The sequence below is a fragment of the Pseudomonas sp. TMW 2.1634 genome, assembly GCF_001703595.1.
GTDB lineage: Bacteria > Pseudomonadota > Gammaproteobacteria > Pseudomonadales > Pseudomonadaceae > Aquipseudomonas > Aquipseudomonas fragi.
This window is the reverse complement of sequence record NZ_CP016849.1, coordinates 2,708,779-2,726,707: the sequence shown is the minus strand read 5'-3', so window position 1 is coordinate 2,726,707 and position 17,929 is coordinate 2,708,779. Positions and strand designations below refer to the sequence as shown.

Sequence of the window (17,929 nt, the reverse complement as noted above, 5' to 3'; positions counted from 1 at the left end):
ATGTACAAGCTCAGCTTTTTCGTTCCCCCAAGTCATGTGGATGGGGTCAAGGATGCCGTATTCGCCGCCGGTGGCGGACGGATCGGCAGCTATGACCACTGCGCCTGGCAAACCATGGGCCAGGGCCAGTTTCGTGCGCTGGACGGCAGTCAGCCGTTTATCGGGCAAACCGGTCAGGTCGAGTATGTGGGGGAATGGAAGGTTGAACTGGTCGTTGCCGATGATCTGATTCAGGCCGTGGTGGCTGCGCTCAAGCTCAGCCACCCGTATGAAACGCCCGCGTACGAAGTGTGGCAACTGGCTGATTTCTAGCCACGCGGCACATAAAAAACCCGCTGAACCGGTAACGGTCAGCGGGTTTTTTGTTGTTTGCGTGGTGCCGGGTTACGGGCGGATTTCAACCATGGTGCCGTCGGGAACCAGGTTCCAGACTTCGCGCATCTCGTGGTTTTTCATGGCGATGCAACCGTCGGTCCAGTCCAGGGTATGGAACAGCTCTTCGGGGTTGTCTTCGCTGTCGGGCGTGCCGTGGATCATGATCATCGAGCCCGGGTTCAAGCCTTCACGTCGCGCCGTGGCCGCGTCGCTGATATTGGGGTAGTTGATATGCATGGCCAGGTTGAACTTGTCGCTTTTTTTGCGCCAGTCGACCCAGTAGATGCCTTCGGGGGTGCGCTTGTCGCCCTCGCGCATTTTCGGGCCCTTGGGCTGTTTGCCCAGGGAGATGCGGTAGGTCTTGATGGGCTTGCCATTGCTGATCAGTTCCAGCTTGCGCGCCGACTTGGTGACCAGCACCTTGTCGATGTTCTGCCCGGCACGCACCGGTTGTGACGACGGGGCTGGCTTGAGGACCTGATTTTTATCAACGGGTTTGCCGTTTACGGTGATGACAACAGAAGCCTGGCAGGTAACGGCAAATGACAGACAGAGGGCAGCGAGCAACCAACGCATTAGAGGGGTATTCCTGAGGTACTAGGCAATCAGCATTATTGTTGGGGTGTGTTGAGGCTGGCCAGGGGTGGTACAGCCTCGCTGCGCACGGGGTAGATGGCACCCGGGCGGTCAGCGAAAAAGCATTCTAAGGTACGGCTGACCGTGCGGAAAGCCAGCTCTGACCAAGGGATGTCGGCTTCTTCAAACAGGCGCACCTCAAGGCTCTCTTCACCGGCCGCGAAGTCCGGGGCCAGCAGGTCGGCGCGGTAGAAAATATGCACCTGATTGATATGTGGCACATCGATCAAGGTGTAGATGGCCAGGTTTTCAACCACGGCACAGGCTTCTTCCAGGGTCTCGCGCCGGGCGGCGTTTTCGACCGTTTCGCCGTTCTCCATAAAGCCTGCGGGCAGCGTCCAGTAGCCTTTGCGCGGCTCGATGGCGCGGCGGCACAACAGCACCTGCGTACCCCACACGGGCACGCAGCCGGCGACGATATTGGGGTTTTGATAATGAACGGTCTGGCAATGGTCGCAGACATACCGCAGGCGTGAATCGCCCAAGGGGACAAGCTGGCTGACGGTATGGCCGCACTGGCTGCAAAATTTCATGCTGGGGTCTCTGGCTCTGGTGCCTATCTTGGGGGGTGAAGCGGCCTGGCGGCAAGTGCGGCATGGCGGCCTGCGACACTGTAGGGCTTGGGTGCCCGGGGCGATTTGGTGCATGATGCCCGATAAGTGACGGATCGAGATGACCTATGCTGGACGAGCTGCTTGGCCGTGTGAGCCGCTATACCCCACGGACGCTGGAAACAGAGCGGAATTTCCCGGAAGCTGCGGTGTTGTTGCCGGTAACGCGCAGTTCTGAGCCTGAACTGATTCTTACCCTGCGTGCCAGCGGGTTGTCGACCCACGGTGGTGAAGTGGCTTTTCCGGGCGGGCGCCGCGACCCGGAAGACCCGGACCTGGTGTTCACCGCCTTGCGTGAGGCCGAAGAAGAGATCGGTTTGCCGCCGGGGCTGGTCGAGGTGATCGGGCCGCTGAGCCCGCTGATTTCATTGCACGGTATTCGCGTCACTCCTTATGTCGGTGTGGTCCCGGACTACGTTGAGTATCTGGCCAATGACGCCGAAATCGCCGCCGTGTTCAGCGTGCCGCTGGAGTTCTTTCGCCAGGACCCGCGTGAGCACACTCATCGCATCGACTACCAGGGCCGCAGCTGGTATGTGCCGAGCTACCGTTTTGGCGTTTACAAAATCTGGGGGCTGACGGCAATCATGATTGTGGAGCTGATGAACCTGCTCTATGACGACGTCAATATCAACCTGCATACCCCGCCTGAACGTTCCATTCCAATCTAGAGCCGTCTGCAGACGGCCACGCCTGCCTTGAGGACATCCCATGAAATATCGCCTGGGCGACTCGCTCGTCGAAACCCACCCCGAAAGCTGGACCGCACCCACGGCCACCCTGATTGGCAAGGTACGGCTGGAGGAGGGCGCCAGTGTCTGGTTCAACGCCGTGTTGCGCGGTGACAACGAGCTGATCCTGATCGGCAAGCACAGCAATGTGCAGGATGGCGCGGTAATGCACACCGACATGGGCTACCCGCTGACCCTCGGTACGGGCGTGACCATCGGCCACAACGCCATGCTGCATGGGTGTACGGTGGGCGATTACAGCCTGATCGGGATCAATGCGGTGATCCTCAACGGCGCCAAAATCGGCAAGCACTGCATCATTGGCGCCAACTCGCTGATTGGCGAGGGCAAGGAAATCCCGGACGGTTCGCTGGTCATGGGCTCGCCGGGCAAGGTGGTGCGCGACCTCACCGATGAACAGAAAAAACTGCTGGAGGCCAGCGCGGCCCACTACGTCAAGAACGGCCAGCGCTATGCCCGTGAGCTTGAGGTGCAGGAGCAATGACAGAAGCAGAGCGCCCGGTCGCCTCGCCCTGCGTGAACATTTGCGCGCTGGACGACGATGACGTGTGCAGCGGTTGCCAGCGCACCGTGGCAGAAATTACCCGCTGGAGCCGCATGACCAACCCGGAACGTCGCGAGGTACTGGTGTTGTGCCATGAGCGCGCCAAGGCCAGTGGCGTGGTGTGGATGCTGGGTTCGGGTAGCTGACAGCTTATCTTTTCTGTGGCAGCGGGCTTGCTCGCGATGCAGACGGCGTGGCCTGTCAGGCCAACTGCGCTGATGCCATCGCGAGCAAGCCCGCTCCCACAGGGGAATGTCGCGGGTACAAAATCGACTGCGACTCAAGTACCCTGTGCGCCTTATTCAGAGGTGTCGCCCGCTGCCATGCTGTTTCTTCTCGCTTATATCGCCAGCGTCGTGCTGATCAACTTCGCGTTTTCCACGGCACCGCACCTGGACATTATCTGGTCGGCCTGGGGTGGCCTGGTCTTTGTATTGCGCGACATGGTGCAAACCCGCTTCGGCCACGGCGCCCTGCTGGCCATGCTGGCGGCGCTGGTGCTGTCATACATCACCTCCGATCCTTCCATAGCCCTGGCCAGCGCCACGGCGTTCGCCGTCTCCGAGTGCATCGACTGGCTGGTGTTCAGCATCACCAAGCGCCCTTTGCATGACCGCCTGTGGATCAGTTCCGCGCTGAGCATCCCGATCGACACCTTTATCTTCTTCGGCATGATCGATGCGTTCACCCCTGGCGTGATCATTACCGCGATGGCGTCGAAATTCGCCGGTGTTACCTGCGTATGGCTGGCGATGGCCTGGCGTTTACGCAAAGCCGCGGTCTAGTCATGTAAAATGCCGGCCTTTGTATCCCCCTGCAGGCGCTGGCGTGGTCAGTGCCTTCGATGATTTGTTTCCTTGAGGACCTGAAATGACCCGTATCGGAACTCCACTGTCGCCCACTGCCACCCGCGTCATGTTGTGTGGCTGCGGTGAGCTGGGCAAAGAAGTTGTCATCGAATTGCAGCGCCTGGGGGTCGAAGTGATCGCTGTCGATCGCTATGCCAATGCACCCGCCATGCAGGTTGCCCACCGCAGCCATGTGATCAACATGCTCGATGGTGCCGCCCTGCGTGCCGTGATCGAAGCTGAAAAACCGCACTTTATCGTTCCGGAAATCGAAGCCATCGCCACCGCGACCCTGGTCGAGCTGGAAGCTGAAGGTTTTACCGTCATCCCGACTGCCCGCGCCACCTCGTTGACCATGAACCGCGAAGGCATTCGCCGTCTGGCGGCTGAAGAGCTGGACCTGCCGACTTCGCCGTACCACTTTGCCGACACCTTTGAAGACTACAGCGCTGCCGTGCTGGACCTGGGCTTCCCGTGTGTGGTCAAGCCGGTGATGAGTTCGTCGGGCAAGGGCCAGAGCCTGCTGCGCAGCGCCGATGATGTAAAAGCTGCGTGGGATTACGCGCAGGAAGGCGGCCGGGCGGGTAAAGGGCGGGTCATCGTTGAAGGCTTTATCGACTTTGACTACGAAATTACGCTGCTGACCGTGCGCCATGTGGGCGGCACCACGTTCTGCGCGCCGGTCGGTCACCGTCAGGAGAAGGGCGACTATCAGGAGTCCTGGCAGCCACAGGCCATGAGCCCGATTGCGCTGGCCGAGTCCGAGCGTGTGGCCAGGGCCGTGACCGAGGCATTGGGTGGTCGTGGCCTGTTTGGCGTCGAGCTGTTTATCAAGGGCGATCAGGTGTGGTTCAGCGAAGTGTCGCCGCGCCCGCACGATACCGGCCTGGTGACCCTGATTTCCCAGGACTTGTCGCAGTTTGCGCTGCATGCGCGGGCGATTCTGGGTTTGCCGATTCCGTTGATCCGCCAGTTCGGGCCATCGGCCTCGGCGGTGATTCTGGTGGAAGGGCAGTCGACCCAGACCGCCTTCGCCAACCTGGGTGCAGCCCTGAGCGAGCCGGACACGGCCTTGCGCCTGTTCGGCAAGCCAGAGGTCAATGGCCAGCGCCGCATGGGCGTGGCCCTGGCGCGTGACGAGTCGATCGAAGCCGCCCGCGCCAAAGCCACCCGTGCGGCCAAGGCGGTAGTTGTAGAGCTGTAAAAACCCTTGTGGGAGCGGGCTTGCCCGCGATTCAAGCGACTGGGTACATCTGATGTACCGAGGCGTTGCAATCGCGGGCAAGCCCGCTCCCACAGGTTGAGTGTTTCTTTACGCGACCTTGTTCAGGTCAGCTTCTTTCGTTTCCTTCAGGCACAGCACGGCTATCAGGCTGAGAATCGCTGCGCCCGACACATACCCGCCGACCCAGCTCAAACCGCCCATGCTCACCAGTTTCTGGGCAAAGAACGGTGCCGCCGAGGCGCCGACAATCCCGCCCAGGTTGTAAGCCGCCGACGCACCGGTGTAGCGCACGCGGGTCGGGAACAGTTCCGGCAACAGGGCGCCCATCGGGGCGAATGTCACCCCCATCAGAAACAGCTCAATGCACAGAAACAGCGCCACACCCCAGGTGGTGCCGTGGGTGAGCAGGGGCTCCATCAAAAAGCCGGACAAAATCGCCAGCACGCCGCCAACCACCAGCACTGGTTTGCGCCCATAACGGTCACTGGCCCAGGCTGACAGCGGGGTGGCCGCCGCCATAAACAGCACGGCAAAACACAGCAGGCCGAGGAAGGTTTCGCGGGTATAGCCCAGCGTGGCAACGCCATAACTCAGGGAAAACACCGTCGAGATATAGAACAGCGCATAACACACCACCATCGATGCCGCGCCCAGCAGCATCGGCGCCCAGTACTGGCTGAACAGCTCGACAATCGGCATTTTCACCCGTTCGTGTTGCGCCAGGGCCTTGGCGAAGACCGGGGTCTCTTCCAGCTTCAGGCGTACATACAGGCCGACCATCACCAGTGCTGCACTGAGCAGGAACGGAATGCGCCAGCCCCAGGAGCGGAACTGCTCATCGCTCAGGCTCATGGCCAGAACCAGAAACAGCCCGTTGGCCGCCAGAAAGCCGATCGAAGGCCCCAGTTGCGGGAACATGCCGTACCAGGCACGTTTGCCCTTGGGGGCGTTCTCGGTGGCCAGCAATGCCGCGCCGCCCCATTCCCCGCCCAGCCCCAGGCCCTGGCCGAAGCGCAGCACGCACAGCAGGATCGGGGCCCAGGCGCCGATGGTGGCATAGCCCGGCAGCACGCCGATCAGGGTGGTACACACACCCATCAACAACAGCGAGGCCACCAGCGTGGATTTGCGTCCGATGCGGTCACCGAAGTGGCCAAACAGGAAGGAGCCCAGGGGGCGAGCAAGAAAGGCGATACCGAAGGTCAGAAACGCCGACAGCATTTGTGCGGTGCCGGAGGTCTGCGGGAAAAATACCGGGCCGATGACCAGTGCTGCGGCGGTGGCATACACATAGAAGTCATAGAACTCGATGGCCGTGCCGATAAAGCTGGCCGTGGCTACGCGGGTCGCGGAGTTGACCGGCTTGTCGGGCGTAGCTTCGCTATAGGTGGTGCTGGAGGTCATGCGTATATCCCTGACAGTTATGAGCTGTGGCCGATGCCTGCCGTTGCGGCGTGACATGGCGAGCAATTTTTATGGTCGTTGGCCCTGAGGGATAACAGGGTGCAAGCGCAGTTCAGGATGGGAACGTACGCAGGTACTGCGTAAAGCAACGCGCCGACAGCGCAGGGTGCGGGTAACACGCGGGTCGGCGAGGCTTGGGTAAGCGAGGAAGATTATAGGGAGGCCCGTTCAAATGTAACAAGACCTTGCGCGGCGATTAAACCGCGGGCTTGACGCTGTTGTGCCAGATCAATACGCGGCTGACACGGTTTTCTTCGGTCTGGAGGATTTCCAGGCGATAGCCGCCGATTTTCAGGCATACAGTGGTTTCGGGGATGGTTTCCAGCGCTTCGGTGACCAGGCCGTTGAGGGTTTTGGGGCCGTCGCAGGGCAGGTGCCAGCCCAAGGCCTTGTTCAACTCGCGAATGGAGGCGGCCCCGTCGACCACATAACGGCCGTCGGGCAGGGGGTCGATATGCGGGTTGTCGATGTTTTGCTCGTCTTCGAACTCGCCAACGATCTCTTCGAGGATGTCTTCAAGCGTCACGATGCCGAGCACTTCGCCGTATTCATCGACCACCACGCCCAGCCGGCGCTGCTGCTTGTGAAAGTTCAGCAGTTGCAATTGCAGCGGGGTGCTTTCAGGGATGAAGTAGGGTTCGTGACAAACGGCCAGCAATGCCTCTTTGGTCAGGCTGGCGTCGGGCAGCATGTGTTGGATGTGGCGGGTGTTGAGGATGGCTTCGACCTGGTTGATGTCGTTGTGAAACACCGGCAGGCGCGTACGCGTGGTCTGGCGCAGCTGTTCGATCAGTTCCTCGATCGGGTCGTCGAGGTTCAGGCCCTCGACTTCGCTGCGCGGGATCAGGATGTCGTTGACCGTGATGTTGTCCAGCGCATGGATGCCGGACAGCAATGGCGGGCGACTGCTGGATTGCTCGTCCTGCTGCTGGGGCAGTTCTTCGCGTGGTTGCAGGGCTTGCGCGCGCCTTGCGGCCGCGCCGCGCTTGCCCAGTACATAGCCGACAAGGATGCCGGCTCCAGCAATCAATAGTGCCGAGGCCGCCAGAATCGGCCCGGGGGGCAAGCTATCCATAATTATCGCCCGTCAGATATGCAGTATGTATTCACGAACCAGCTTGCTGCCAAAGTAGGCCAGCATCAGCAGGCAAAAACCGGCAAACGTCCAGCGGATGGCTTTGTGGCCGCGCCAGCCGAGGTGGTGACGGCCCCACAGCAACACGCTGAATACGATCCATGCCAGGCAGGCCAGCAGGGTTTTGTGCACCAGGTGCTGGGCGAACAGGTTGCCCAGGAACAGCCAGCCGGAAATCAGGGACAGCGAAAGCAGCGACCAGCCGGCCCAGAGGAAGCCGAACAGCAGGCTCTCCATCGTCTGCAGCGGCGGGAAGTTCTTGATCAGGCCCTTGGGGTGCTTGTGCTTGAGCTGATAGTTCTGCAGCGACAGCAGCAGCGCCTGGAACACCGCAATGGTGAACATGCCATAGGCCAGGATCGACAGCAGGATATGCGCGAGAATGCCCGGCTCTTCATTAATGACCTGAACCGTGCCGGGCGGTGCGAATTCGGACAGCAGTACCGTCAGCATGCCCAGCGGGTATAGAAGCAGCAGCAGGTTTTCGACCGGGATGCGTGCGCAGGCCACCAGGGTCACGCTGATTACGGCCACGGCAATCAGGCTGGCCGCACTGAAAAAGTCCAGTTCGAGGCCGGCAGGCGTCATCAGGTGGGTAAACAGGCTGGCGGCGTGGGCGAGCACGGCAAGAATGCCGAGCGTCACCAACAGGCGTTTGTTTGCCTTTGCGCCTTGGCGCAGACAAGAGCCCTGATAGAAGGTCGCAGCGGCATACAAGCAGGCGGCGGCGAGGCTGGGTAGCAAGCTGGGTGACAAGGGGAGCATAAATCCTGTTAGACAAGCCCGAAAGGACTGAGTTTGGCATACAACCGCCTGTACACGAAAGACCACATAAGCCGACGGCATGGTGTCGGAGGCGGCCAGTCTTCGCTATAATCCGCGACCTGCCCACGCCGCAGGCTCGCCGAGCATCAGTTTTACACGGGCTGGGCCGCAATAACCCCGGTCTACTTTGGGCCTGAAAGGATCGCGCATGTTTGAAAATTTAACCGATCGTCTCTCGCAGACGCTGCGCCATGTCACCGGCAAGGCCAAGCTGACCGAGGACAATATCAAAGACACCCTGCGTGAAGTACGCATGGCGTTGCTGGAAGCCGACGTGGCGTTGCCGGTCGTCAAAGACTTCGTCAACGCGGTCAAAGAGCGCGCTGTAGGCACTGAAGTGTCCCGCAGCCTGACGCCGGGCCAGGCGTTTGTGAAGATCGTCCAGGCCGAGCTGGAAAGCCTGATGGGCGCTGCCAACGAGGACCTGGTCCTTAATGTCACGCCGCCAGCCGTTGTATTGATGGCCGGTTTGCAGGGTGCGGGTAAAACCACCACCGCCGGCAAGCTGGCGCGCTTCCTTAAAGAGCGCAAAAAGAAAACCGTGATGGTGGTCTCGGCCGACGTTTATCGTCCGGCAGCGATCAAGCAGCTGGAAACCCTGGCCAATGAAGTCGGGGTTACCTTCTTCCCGTCCGATCTGAGCCAGAAGCCGGTGGATATCGCTCGCGCAGCCATTGCTGAAGCGAAGCTGAAGTTCATCGACGTGGTCATCCTCGATACCGCAGGTCGTCTGCATATCGATGCCGAGATGATGACCGAGATCCAGGAACTGCATGCGGCCGTCAAGCCTGCAGAAACCCTGTTTGTCGTCGATGCCATGACCGGCCAGGATGCGGCCAACACCGCCAAGGCGTTCGGTGATGCCCTGCCGCTGACCGGTGTGATCCTGACCAAGGTCGACGGTGATGCCCGTGGTGGTGCGGCGTTGTCCGTGCGTGCCATTACCGGCAAGCCGATCAAGTTCATTGGTATGGGCGAGAAGAGCGATGCGCTCGAGCCGTTCCACCCGGACCGTATCGCCTCGCGCATCCTCGGCATGGGCGACGTGCTCAGCCTGATCGAGCAGGCCGAACAGACCCTCGATAAAGACAAAGCCGACAAACTGGCGAAAAAGCTTAAAAAAGGCAAAGGCTTCGACCTCGAGGACTTCCGCGACCAACTGCAACAGATGAAGAACATGGGCGGCCTTGGCGGCCTCATGGACAAACTGCCGAACATGGGCGGGGTCAATCTGGCGCAAATGGGCAATGCCCAGGGCGCAGCTGAAAAGCAGTTCAAACAGATGGAAGCCATCATCAACTCCATGACCCCGGCCGAGCGCCGCGACCCTGAGCTGATCAGCGGTTCGCGCAAACGCCGGATTGCCATGGGTTCCGGCACTCAGGTGCAGGACATCGGCCGCTTGATCAAGCAGCACAAGCAGATGCAAAAGATGATGAAAAAGTTCTCCACCAAAGGTGGGATGGCCAAAATGATGCGCGGCATGGGCTCGATGATGCCCGGCGGCGGCATGCCAAAAATGTAATTTACCCGCCCGCACGCTTGCGTGCGGGCAACTCGCAGCAATGCGAGACACCCGGCAAACCCGCACTGTGCGGGAGCTGACCTGTCACCATTCGTGGTGACCTCGTTGCAAGTCTGTACGGCATGCCGGTAGGCGCCAGAAAAAGACATTTGCAAAAGTCCGGATATTCCTTAGAATATGCGGCCTTTCGGGCACCTATGCCCGCTGTGCCTTTAGATTTGCAGCACCGACTACAGGAACGATGTTCACATGCTAACAATCCGTCTTGCCCTTGGCGGCTCCAAAAAGCGCCCGTTTTACCACTTGACCGTTACCGACAGCCGTAACCCACGTGACGGTTCCCACAAGGAACAAATTGGTTTCTTCAACCCGGTTGCCCGTGGTCAGGAAATCCGTTTCTCCGTTAAAGAAGACCGCCTCGCCTACTGGCTGAGCGTTGGTGCTCAACTGTCTGAGCGTGTTGCTCAGCTGGTTAAAGAGAACGAAAAAGCTAAGGTTGCGGCCTGAGCAATATGAGCGTGACGCCTGAAACTGCTGATGATTTGATCGTTATCGGCAAAATTTACTCAATTCACGGCGTGCGCGGCGAAGTGAAGGTTTATTCCTTTACGGATCCAATTGATAACCTGTTGGACTACAAAAAACTGACGCTTCGGCGCGGTAATGATGTACGACAGGCAGAGCTGGTCAGTGGCCGTTCTCATAACGGCAAGTTTCTGGTTGTAAAGCTCAAGGGTCTCGATGACCGTGATGAAGCTGGTCTTCTTCGTGAATTCGAAATCTGCGTGCCGCGTAACCTGTTTCCTGAGCTGACCGACGGCGAGTACTACTGGTACCAGCTGCAGGGACTGAAAGTGACCAACCTTGAAGGGCAATTGCTCGGCAAGATTGTTGACCTGATGGAAACTGGCTCGAACGATGTCATGGAAGTCAAACCTTGCCCAGGTAGCCTGGATGATCGCGATCGCTTGTTGCCCTATACAGAGCAATGCGTGTTGAGCGTCGACCTTGCCGCTGGCGAGATGAAGGTGGATTGGGATGCGGACTTCTAAGCGTGGCTAAATTGCGCGTAGAAGTGATCAGTTTGTTTCCCGAAATGTTTTCCGCCATCAGCGACTACGGCATCACTAGTCGTGCGGTGAAACAAGGGCTCTTGCAGCTGACTTGTTGGAACCCGCGAGACTACACAACGGATCGACATCACACTGTGGATGATCGCCCATTTGGCGGTGGTCCGGGCATGGTGATGAAGATCAAGCCTCTGGAAGATGCACTGGTTCAGGCCAGGGAAGCAGCCGGAGAGGCGGCGAAGGTGATTTACCTGTCGCCCCAAGGCCGTCAACTGAATCAGTCGGCGGTACGCGAACTGGCGAATGAGGAAGCATTAATCCTTATTGCAGGTCGCTATGAAGGCATTGACGAGCGTTTTATAGACGCTTATGTCGATGAAGAGTGGTCGATTGGTGACTATGTACTCTCTGGTGGCGAGCTGCCGGCGATGGTTCTGATTGATGCGGTTACACGACTGCTGCCTGGAGCTTTAGGGCATGCGGACTCCGCGGAGGAAGATTCCTTCACGGATGGTTTGCTGGATTGCCCGCACTACACCCGACCGGAGGTGTATGCGGATCAGCGTGTTCCCGACGTATTGCTTAGTGGCAATCATGCACACATCCGGCGTTGGCGTTTACAGCAGTCCCTTGGGCGGACCTTTGAACGACGCGCCGATCTTCTGGAAAGCCGCTCGCTTTCTGGAGAAGAGAAGAAGCTGCTCGAGGAATACATCCGCGAGCGGGACGATAGTTAACAACGTATCGATGGTAGGTCAGTTGATCTACCTTAGGAGCACAGCATGACTAACAAAATCATCCTTGCACTCGAAGCAGAGCAGATGACTAAAGAGATCCCTCCTTTTGCCCCGGGCGACACCATTGTCGTTCAGGTGAAAGTGAAGGAAGGCGATCGTTCGCGTCTGCAAGCTTTCGAAGGTGTAGTGATTGCCAAGCGTAACCGTGGCGTGAACAGTGCTTTCACTGTTCGTAAAATCTCCAACGGTGTTGGCGTAGAGCGTACTTTCCAGACCTACAGCCCGCAAATCGACAGCATGGCTGTTAAGCGTCGCGGTGACGTGCGTAAAGCCAAGCTGTACTACCTGCGCGACCTGTCGGGTAAAGCAGCTCGCATCAAGGAAAAACTGGCTTAAGTCCAGCTTCCCGATGCAGAAAAAAGCAGCCTTCGGGCTGCTTTTTTGTTGCCTGAGATTTGTCAGACCTTTGTCCAGTTGTAGGTAGTTAGTAAGCATGAATTCGCGTGAGCAAGAGATTCAACGCCGTACAGAACTGTCCGTTACCCGCATCACAAAAGCCGTATTTCCTTCGACCACCAATCACCACAACACCCTGTTTGGCGGCACTGCGCTGGCGTGGATGGACGAAGTGTCGTTTATTGCCGCAACGCGTTTTTGCCGTCTGCCATTGGTGACGGTGTCCACGGACCGTATTGATTTCAACCACCCGATTGCTGCTGGCTGCATTGTTGAGCTGGTGGGGCGTGTGGTTAAAGTTGGCAACACCAGCCTCAAGGTTGAAGTTGAGGTGTATGTCGAAAGCATGAGTTGCGACAGCCGTGAGCTGGCGATCCAGGGCGTGTTCAGCTTTGTCGCCATCGACGAAGACAAGCGCCCGGTGCCGGTGCTGCCGGGGTTTGCCCCGTAAAGCGGCATTGCGCAGTTTTGTGAGCAGCCCGTTACTTGTGGGAGCCGGCTTGCCTGCGATGCAAGCGCTGCGGTCTGGCTGGCACACCGCAGGGATGCCATCGCGAGCAAGCCCGCTCCCACAGGGGAGTGAGGCTTCAGCTCTGCTGCCTGATCAGCACCAGCACAGCGCATTATTTGTAGGAGCTGGCTTGCCTGCGATGCAAGCGCTGCGGTCTGGCTGGTGCACCGCAGGGCTTGCCATCGCGAGCAAGCCCGCTCCCATAGCGGAGGTGAGGCTTCAGTTCTGCTGCCTGATCAGTGCCAGCACAGCGCATTATTTGTAGGAGCTGGCTTGCCTGCGATGCAAGCGCTGCGGTCTGGCTGGTGCACCGCAGGGATGCCATCGCGAGCAAGCCCGCTCCCATAGCGGAGGTGAGGCTTCAGTTCTGCTGCCTGATCAGCACCAGCACAGCGCATCATTTGTAGGAGCTGGCTTGCCTGCGATGCAAGCGCTGCGGTCTGGCTGGTGCACCGCAGGGCTTGCCATCGCGAGCAAGCCCGCTCCCACAGGGGAGTGAGGCTTCAGCTCTGCTGCCTGATCAGTGCCAGCACAGCGCATTATTTGTAGGAGCTGGCTTGCCTGCGATGCATGCGCCGCGGTCTGGCTGGCACACCGCAGGGATGCCATCGCGAGCAAGCCCGCTCCCACAGGGGAGTGAGGCTTCAGCTCTGCTGCCTGATCAGTGCCAGCACAGCGCATTATTTGTAGGAGCTGGCTTGCCTGCGATGCAAGCGCTGCGGTCTGGCTGGTGCACCGCAAGGATGCCATCGCGAGCAAGCCCGCTCCCATAGCGGAGGTGAGGCTTCAGCTCTGCTGCCTGATCAGCACCAGCACAGCGCATTATTTGTAGGCGCTGGCTTGCCTGCGATGCAAGCGCTGCGGTCTGGCTGGTGCACCGCAAGGATGCCATCGCGAGCAAGCCCGCTCCCACAGGGGAGTGAGGCTTCAGTTCTGCTGCCTGATCAGTGCCAGCACAGCGCATTATTTGTAGGAGCCGGCTTGCCTGCGATGCAAGCGCTGCGGTCTGGCTGGTGCACCGCAAGGATGCCATCGCGAGCAAGCCCGCTCCCACAGGGGAGTGAGGCTTCAGTTCTGCTGCCTGATCAGTGCCAGCACAGCGCATTATTTGTAGGAGCTGGCTTGCCTGCGATGCAAGCGCTGCGGTCTGGCTGGTGCACCGCAGGGATGCCATCGCCAGCAAGCCCGCTCCCACAGGGGAGTGAGGCTTCAGCTCTGCTGCCTGATCAGCACCAGCACAGCGCATTATTTGTAGGAGCTGGCTTGCCTGTGATGCAAGCGCTGCGGTCTGGCTGGTGCACCGCAAGGATGCCATCGCGAGCAAGCCCGCTCCCATAGCGGAGGTGAGGCTTCAGTTCTGCTGCCTGATCAGTGTCAGCACAGCGCATTATTTGTAGGAGCTGGCTTGCCTGCGATGCAAGCGCTGCGGTCTGCCTGGTACACCACAGGGATGCCATCGCGAGCAAGCCCGCTCCCACAGGGGAGTGAGGCTTCAGCTCTGCTGCCTGATCAATGCCAGCAACGTCCACCCGCTGCCAGGCTTCAAATCGCTGTCAGGTGTCACGACATGCACCCAGCCATTGTTGTCGCGGGCGAACAGCAGGGTGAGACGTTTGCCGTGCAGGGCCAGGTAGTCTTCCCAGGTGAAGTTGTCGGTCAGGTTGGTGCTGTACAGCTCGGCTCCCTGGCTCAATTCACTGGCCAGCTGGCCGTAAGTCAGCGCCGGGCTGCCCAGTGCCTGCCCGCGGTATTCATGGCTGGCACGGTGCTTGTCGGTGCGGCGGATTTCCTGGCCATTGGTCAAGGCAAACAGGCGCTGTGGCCCGAACTCATGATGAAAGCGTGCCGCCGCCAGGGTGTTCAGCTCGCCAGAAGGTGACAGCGCGAGCAAGTACCCCAGGCCCACCAGATCAAGATGGCTTTCGGCGTGCTCCGAGGCCGGATTGCCAAAGTAAGTGGGCAGGTTTTCCATACGCGCTGCGCGAATATTCTCCCAGTTGGAGTCGGTCAGCAGCACACGGCTGCCGAGTTGTTGCAGGGCTTTGCCAATGAGCCGGGCGGGGCCATTGGCGCCGACGATCAAAAAGCCGCTGGGCGCGGGCTCTGCCACCTTGAGCAAACGTGCCAGGGGCCGCGCCGTAGCGCTTTGCAACACCACGGTGCCAATGATCACCGCAAAGGTCAGGGGTACCAGCAGCAGGGCGCCCTGATGGCCTGCTTCATCCAGGCGGATCGCGAAAATCGCTGAAACAGCTGCCGCGACAATCCCGCGCGGGGCAATCCAGGCCAGCAAGGCCCGCTCGCGCCAGTTCAGTTTCGAGCCAAAGGTCGAGAGCACCACGTTCAGCGGCCGGGCAATGAACTGAATGACCAGCAGCAACACCAGTACCACGGGGCCCAGGCCGATCATCGCGTTCAAGTCCAGGCGCGCGGCGAGCAGGATAAACAGCCCCGAGATCAGGAAGATGCTCAGGTTTTCCTTGAAGTGCAGGATGTTGCGCACATCCACGCCTTTCATATTGGCCATCCACATGCCCATCAGCGTGACCGCCAGCAGGCCGGACTCATGCATCACCGTATTGGCGCCGATAAACACGGCCAGCACCGCCGCCAGCGTGGCCAGGCTGTGCAGGTACTCTGGCAGCCACTGGTGGCGTACGATTTGCCCCATGATCCAGCCGCCCACGATGCCAAACAGGCTGCCGCATACAATCACCCCGGCGAAGGTCAGCAGGCTGTGGCTCAGCCCCTCGCCGGTGGCACTGGCGATAATAAAGCTGTAGACCACCACCGCGAGCAGCGCGCCTATCGGGTCGATCACAATGCCTTCCCAGCGCAGGATATTGGCAATCGATGCCTTGGGCCGCACCACGCGCAGCATCGGCACAATCACCGTCGGCCCGGTGACCAGGGTCAGGGTGCCGAACAGCAACGCCAGCAGCCAGTCAAAACCCAGCAGCCAATGGGTGGCAAGGGTGATCACCGCCCAGGTCGAGAGCGCGCCGATGGTCACCAGGCGATGCACGACGGTGCCGATTTCGCGCCACTCCGACAGGTGCAGGGTCAGGCTGCCTTCAAACAAAATCAAGGCCACCGCCAGGGAAACCAGCGGCATCAGCAGGGGGCCGAACAGCTCCTGGGGGTCCAGCCAGCCCAGCACGGGGCCGACCAGGATCCCGCTCAACAGTAAAAACAGGATGGCCGGCAGCTTCAGGCGCCAGGCCAGCCATTGGGAACCCAGGGCTGCGATGCCGATGCCGCCGAAAGACAGCAGGATCTGTTGTTCGGTCATAAGGTCATCCTGTGAAAACTTGGGGTTTATGGCATCCGCCAGCCATGAAAGACTAGCGCTCACTTTTGCAGTTCACTTTTTATTTGTGCGCAGCCTTCGGCCTGTGCGTTTCGAGAGCCAATGCCCGCTATAGACGACCCACTTATCGACCGTTTCCTGGATGCCCTGTGGCTGGAAAAGGGCCTGTCGGACAACACCCGCAACGCGTATCGCAGTGACCTGGCCCTGTTCAATGGCTGGTTGCAGGAGCGCGATATCGCCCTGGCCAGTGCCGGGCGCGAGATGATCCTCGATCATCTGGCGTGGCGCCTGGAGCAGGGCTACAAGCCTCGTTCAACGGCGCGTTTTCTCTCCGGTGCGCGTGGCTTCTACCGCTATCTGCTGCGAGAAAAGCTGATTGCCATCGACCCTACCTTGCAGGTCGATATGCCGCAGTTGGGCAGGCCATTGCCTAAATCCCTGTCGGAAGCGGACGTTGAGGCATTGCTCGCCGCCCCCGACTTGAGTGAGGCCATCGGCCAGCGTGATCGGGCCATGCTCGAAGTGCTGTATGCCTGCGGCCTGCGGGTAACCGAGCTGATCAGCCTGACCCTGGAACAGGTCAATCTGCGCCAGGGCGTTTTGCGGGTGATGGGCAAGGGCAGCAAGGAGCGTCTGGTGCCGATGGGGGAGGAGGCCATCGTGCGGGTTGAACGCTACATGCGCGATGCCCGTCACGAGTTGCTCGGCGGTCGCCCCAGTGATGTGCTGTTCCCCAGCCAGCGCGGGGAGCAAATGACCCGCCAGACCTTCTGGCACCGCATCAAGCATCAGGCCAGGGTGGCCGGGATCGACAAGTCGCTGTCGCCACACACCCTGCGCCATGCCTTCGCCACCCATTTGCTCAACCACGGCGCCGATTTGCGTGTGGTGCAAATGCTGCTGGGCCACAGCGACCTGTCGACGACGCAGATTTACACCCACGTTGCCCGCGCTCGCCTGCAGGACCTGCATGCCCTCCATCACCCGCGTGGCTAGGTGTCTTGCGTCAGTCAGGGTCGGCCATGCAGGCCATCTGTGGTAGGCTTTGCCGGTTTAGAAAGCGCACCGCCCCAACCCGCTGTTTCAGGATGGGGATCGGGGTTGGCCGCTTTGCCCGTCTTCAGGAGTTCCCATGCGTGTGATCCAGATTTTTGCCGCCGCAGCCATTGCGTTGGTCAGCACCTTCTCGTTCGCCGATACCGGCGCCGAACAAGCCATCCGCAAGAGCCTCGAAACCCTGCAGCTGGATGTGCCGGTCGAGAGCATCAGCGCCAGCCCGCTGGCCGGCCTGTATGAAGTCAAGCTCAAGGGCAGCCGCGTGCTGTATGCCAGCGCCGATGGCCAGTTCATCGTCCAGGGCTATATGTTCCAGCTCAAGGACGGCAAGCCGGTCAACCTGACCGAGCAGGCCGAGCGCGTTGGCGTGGCCAAGTTGATCAATGGTATCCCGGTGGCAGAAACCGTCGTTTACCCTGCCATCGGCGAAACCAAGTCGCATATCACGGTCTTTACCGATACAACGTGCCCGTATTGCCACAAGCTGCACGCCGAAGTCCCGCAACTGAACAAAATGGGCATTGAAGTGCGCTATGTAGCGTTCCCGCGCCAGGGCCTCGGCTCGCCGGGTGACCAGCAGTTGCAGGCGGTGTGGTGCTCCAAGGACAAAAAAGCGGCGATGGACAAGATGACGGATGGCAAAACGGTCGAGGCGCCAAAATGCGCCAACCCGGTTGCCAAGCAGTTCGCCATGGGCCAGTCCATCGGCGTCAATGGCACGCCAGCCATCGTTTTGGCTGACGGTCAGGTGATTCCGGGTTATCAGCCTGCTGCGCAGGTTGGCAAGCTGGCACTGAGTGTTAAATAATCCAGCGTCGTCACGCTAAGCCTGTGACGATCATGGCG

General features: G+C 59.9%; 19 protein-coding genes and 1 pseudogene. 14 read left to right on the top strand and 6 right to left on the bottom strand.

From position 1 onward, the window contains the following. A complete protein-coding gene (locus tag BFC21_RS12945) occupies positions 1 to 312 on the top strand; it encodes a YqfO family protein (RefSeq protein ID WP_088378058.1) in 312 nt (103 codons plus the stop codon). Between the two features lie 72 nt (positions 313 to 384). Here the strand turns inward: BFC21_RS12945 and BFC21_RS12940 are convergent, their stop codons facing one another. Then, entirely contained in the window at positions 385 to 951 is a 567-nt protein-coding gene (locus BFC21_RS12940; RefSeq protein ID WP_088378057.1) for a murein L,D-transpeptidase family protein, read from the bottom strand. Between the two features lie 35 nt (positions 952 to 986). Next, positions 987 to 1,544, bottom strand: coding sequence for an NUDIX hydrolase (locus BFC21_RS12935; RefSeq protein WP_088378056.1), 558 nt, complete (start codon positions 1,542 to 1,544; stop codon positions 987 to 989). A gap of 146 nt (positions 1,545 to 1,690) precedes the next feature. Here BFC21_RS12935 and BFC21_RS12930 point away from each other — a divergent pair, with 146 nt between their 5' ends. The 5 genes from BFC21_RS12930 (at position 1,691) to purT (ending at position 4,970) form a co-directional block, all read left to right on the top strand. After that, a complete protein-coding gene (locus BFC21_RS12930) occupies positions 1,691 to 2,293 on the top strand; it encodes a CoA pyrophosphatase (RefSeq protein ID WP_088378055.1) in 603 nt (200 codons plus the stop codon). A gap of 40 nt (positions 2,294 to 2,333) precedes the next feature. Continuing rightward, positions 2,334 to 2,858, top strand: coding sequence for a gamma carbonic anhydrase family protein (locus BFC21_RS12925; RefSeq protein WP_016781907.1), 525 nt, complete (start codon positions 2,334 to 2,336; stop codon positions 2,856 to 2,858). Further along, entirely contained in the window at positions 2,855 to 3,064 is a 210-nt protein-coding gene (locus BFC21_RS12920; RefSeq protein ID WP_016781908.1) for a DUF1289 domain-containing protein, read from the top strand. Before BFC21_RS12925 ends, BFC21_RS12920 begins: the two co-directional genes overlap by 4 nt. A gap of 177 nt (positions 3,065 to 3,241) precedes the next feature. Further along, on the top strand, positions 3,242 to 3,703 hold the full coding sequence (locus BFC21_RS12915; RefSeq protein WP_088378054.1) for a VUT family protein: 462 nt from the start codon (positions 3,242 to 3,244) through the stop codon (positions 3,701 to 3,703). 85 nt (positions 3,704 to 3,788) lie between these two features. Next, positions 3,789 to 4,970, top strand: a complete 1,182-nt coding sequence (purT, locus tag BFC21_RS12910; RefSeq protein WP_016781910.1) for a formate-dependent phosphoribosylglycinamide formyltransferase — start codon at positions 3,789 to 3,791, stop codon at positions 4,968 to 4,970. 108 nt (positions 4,971 to 5,078) lie between these two features. On the opposite strand, the gene BFC21_RS12905 is transcribed toward purT, so the two are convergent. From BFC21_RS12905 to BFC21_RS12895, 3 genes and pseudogenes are all read right to left on the bottom strand, one after another. Beyond that, positions 5,079 to 6,395, bottom strand: coding sequence for an MFS transporter (locus BFC21_RS12905; RefSeq protein ID WP_088378053.1), 1,317 nt, complete (start codon positions 6,393 to 6,395; stop codon positions 5,079 to 5,081). Between the two features lie 256 nt (positions 6,396 to 6,651). Then, positions 6,652 to 7,353, bottom strand: a pseudogene (locus tag BFC21_RS12900) (transporter associated domain-containing protein); the annotation flags it as partial. 189 nt (positions 7,354 to 7,542) lie between these two features. Further along, complete coding sequence (locus BFC21_RS12895; protein WP_088378052.1) at positions 7,543 to 8,355, bottom strand: inner membrane protein YpjD; 813 nt, start codon at positions 8,353 to 8,355, stop codon at positions 7,543 to 7,545. 208 nt (positions 8,356 to 8,563) lie between these two features. On the opposite strand from BFC21_RS12895, the gene ffh reads away from it, so the two are divergent. From ffh to BFC21_RS12865, 6 genes are all read left to right on the top strand, one after another. Further along, positions 8,564 to 9,940: a signal recognition particle protein gene (gene ffh, locus BFC21_RS12890; RefSeq protein WP_088378051.1), complete on the top strand. Its 1,377-nt coding sequence runs from the start codon at positions 8,564 to 8,566 to the stop codon at positions 9,938 to 9,940. A 249-nt stretch (positions 9,941 to 10,189) separates the two neighbouring features. Next, positions 10,190 to 10,447 carry a 30S ribosomal protein S16 gene (gene rpsP, locus BFC21_RS12885; RefSeq protein ID WP_016781915.1) on the top strand — a complete coding sequence of 86 codons (258 nt, stop codon included), beginning with the start codon at positions 10,190 to 10,192 and terminating at the stop codon, positions 10,445 to 10,447. 5 nt (positions 10,448 to 10,452) lie between these two features. After that, positions 10,453 to 10,992 (top strand): ribosome maturation factor RimM, encoded by a 540-nt coding sequence (rimM, locus tag BFC21_RS12880; protein WP_048363294.1) that lies wholly within the window; start codon positions 10,453 to 10,455, stop codon positions 10,990 to 10,992. 2 nt (positions 10,993 to 10,994) lie between these two features. Further along, a complete protein-coding gene (gene trmD, locus BFC21_RS12875) occupies positions 10,995 to 11,747 on the top strand; it encodes a tRNA (guanosine(37)-N1)-methyltransferase TrmD (protein WP_003440270.1) in 753 nt (250 codons plus the stop codon). A gap of 45 nt (positions 11,748 to 11,792) precedes the next feature. Next, positions 11,793 to 12,143, top strand: coding sequence for a 50S ribosomal protein L19 (gene rplS, locus BFC21_RS12870; protein WP_003440273.1), 351 nt, complete (start codon positions 11,793 to 11,795; stop codon positions 12,141 to 12,143). A gap of 97 nt (positions 12,144 to 12,240) precedes the next feature. After that, positions 12,241 to 12,654 carry an acyl-CoA thioesterase gene (locus BFC21_RS12865; protein WP_088378050.1) on the top strand — a complete coding sequence of 138 codons (414 nt, stop codon included), beginning with the start codon at positions 12,241 to 12,243 and terminating at the stop codon, positions 12,652 to 12,654. Between the two features lie 1,552 nt (positions 12,655 to 14,206). On the opposite strand, the gene BFC21_RS12850 is transcribed toward BFC21_RS12865, so the two are convergent. Further along, complete coding sequence (locus BFC21_RS12850) at positions 14,207 to 16,006, bottom strand: sodium:proton antiporter (protein ID WP_120266201.1); 1,800 nt, start codon at positions 16,004 to 16,006, stop codon at positions 14,207 to 14,209. A gap of 120 nt (positions 16,007 to 16,126) precedes the next feature. Here BFC21_RS12850 and xerD point away from each other — a divergent pair, with 120 nt between their 5' ends. Both xerD and BFC21_RS12840 read left to right on the top strand, forming a co-directional pair. Beyond that, positions 16,127 to 17,023 (top strand): site-specific tyrosine recombinase XerD, encoded by an 897-nt coding sequence (gene xerD / locus BFC21_RS12845; protein WP_088378048.1) that lies wholly within the window; start codon positions 16,127 to 16,129, stop codon positions 17,021 to 17,023. Between the two features lie 136 nt (positions 17,024 to 17,159). Further along, entirely contained in the window at positions 17,160 to 17,891 is a 732-nt protein-coding gene (locus tag BFC21_RS12840) for a DsbC family protein (protein WP_016781921.1), read from the top strand. The last annotated feature ends 38 nt before the right edge of the window (positions 17,892 to 17,929 follow it).